The organism is Mesorhizobium sp. P5_C1 (assembly GCF_054049815.1).
Genome location: NZ_JBFULQ010000876.1, coordinates 1 through 1,555, shown reverse-complemented (window position 1 = coordinate 1,555; position 1,555 = coordinate 1). Strand labels below are relative to the sequence as shown.

Annotated in this window: 2 protein-coding genes; both read left to right on the top strand. The window is 60.0% G+C overall.

Going from position 1 to position 1,555, the window contains the following annotated elements:
• Positions 1 to 54 precede the first annotated feature (54 nt).
• Positions 55 to 411, top strand: coding sequence for a hypothetical protein (locus tag ACXJ7R_RS32175; RefSeq protein ID WP_457155322.1), 357 nt, complete (start codon positions 55 to 57; stop codon positions 409 to 411).
• A 75-nt stretch (positions 412 to 486) separates the two neighbouring features.
• Positions 487 to 1,212, top strand: a complete 726-nt coding sequence (locus tag ACXJ7R_RS32170) for a recombinase family protein (protein ID WP_457155321.1) — start codon at positions 487 to 489, stop codon at positions 1,210 to 1,212.
• Positions 1,213 to 1,555 lie beyond the last annotated feature (343 nt).

The following is a 1,555-nucleotide window of genomic DNA, read 5'->3' as shown; positions in this document are numbered from 1 at the left end:
GGTAGCGCCGAACGATCTCGGCGAAGAACCTGAGTGGTCGAAATGGAGCCCACAATGACCATAGCTGCCGACACCGAGAACCAACGGAAGCCACACTGCGCCCAGGTGGAAGCAATGGCAGGGTACGGCGTCGCGCCGGCTGACATTGCCCAGGTACTCGGCATCGAGGTCGAGACGCTGAAGGCCGCCTATGCTTCCCAACTCGATGGCGGTCACATCAAGGCCAACGCACGTGTTGCCGAAAGTCTCTACCGCAAGGCCACCGGCGAAGGACGCGAAGCCGTCACAGCGGCCATCTTCTGGCTGAAGACGCGAGCACGGTGGAAAGAGACCTCCGTTCATGAGGTCGAAGGAAAACTGGACACATCGGTGACCTTCATCACCACCTACGAAGATCGGAAGTTGCTGTAGGCACGCCGCGTGTCTCAGCCAAGGGTCGGCCGATTTGCAGTTAAATCAACAGCATAGCTTGCTAGTCTTCGCCCTGTGAGCAAACTGCAAACGGTGGTTTGCAGTGTGCTCACCCGGAGGATTTGCATCATGTCGAGCGCCGTTGCCTACTATCGCGTCTCAACTCAGAGGCAGGGTCGGTCGGGACTTGGCATCGACGCCCAGCGAGCAGCCGTTGCCCGCTTCGCCGAAACCGAAGGCATCGCGGTCTGCCACGAGTTTACCGAGGTCGAAACTGGCAAGGGCTCAGATGCCCTGGACCGACGACCACAGCTGGCAGCCGCTCTCGCCCTCGCCCGCCAAGCCAAATGCCCGGTCGTTGTCGCTAAGCTCGACCGACTGTCGCGGGACGTCGCCTTCATTGCAGGGCTGATGGTTCAGCGCGTGCCCTTCATCGTGGCCGATCTCGGTACCGATGCCGATCCATTCATGCTTCACCTCTATGCAGCGCTCGCTGAGAAAGAGCGGCGGCTGATCTCGGAGCGCACCAAAGCCGCCCTCGCCTCACGCAAGACCAACGGAGCCAAGCTGGGCAACAAGACCAACAGCGCCGAGGCAGCTGCGAAGGGACGTGCGGTATCGATCAGCGAGGCTGACCGATTTGCCGAGACGGTGTTGCCGATCATCGCATCCATTCAGCGTTCCGGAATCACCACCCTTCGCGGCCTGGCAATCGCGCTGAACAACCGTGGTGTCCGCACGGCCCGCAATGGGCACTGGCAGGTGTCGAACGTTCGCAACATCTTGGCGCGTCAGCAATAGCAGCCGGTTTTGTCGAAACTGCTTTTATAGGCGGGAACTACCGATCTCGAGGTCTATTCGGTTGTAGGCGCCAGCAGCGCCTTTATAGCCTCGGCCAAAGATGCAGCAAAAGCAGGCGGACCATTTTAGGGTCAGCTTACCTCCGCTGGCGCTATATGAAGCCCGCCACCTGTTCTGACCTAGGTGGCGGGCTTTTTTGTGCCTGTGGAACGGTTTGGTTTTTGGCCCGTTGGCTTCGGCACCAGGGGCATAACAGGTGCATGAAAGTTGTTCGCGCACCTTTCAGAGGCCCGTCACGGCCTCCTCCGTGGCGGGCTTTTGCATTCATGGCCCGATATCGAGC

Excerpts from the sequence above, each read along its gene's own strand:
- ACXJ7R_RS32175 (WP_457155322.1), top strand. The coding sequence starts at position 55 with ATGACCATAGCTGCCGACACCGAGAACCAACGGAAGCCACACTGCGCC.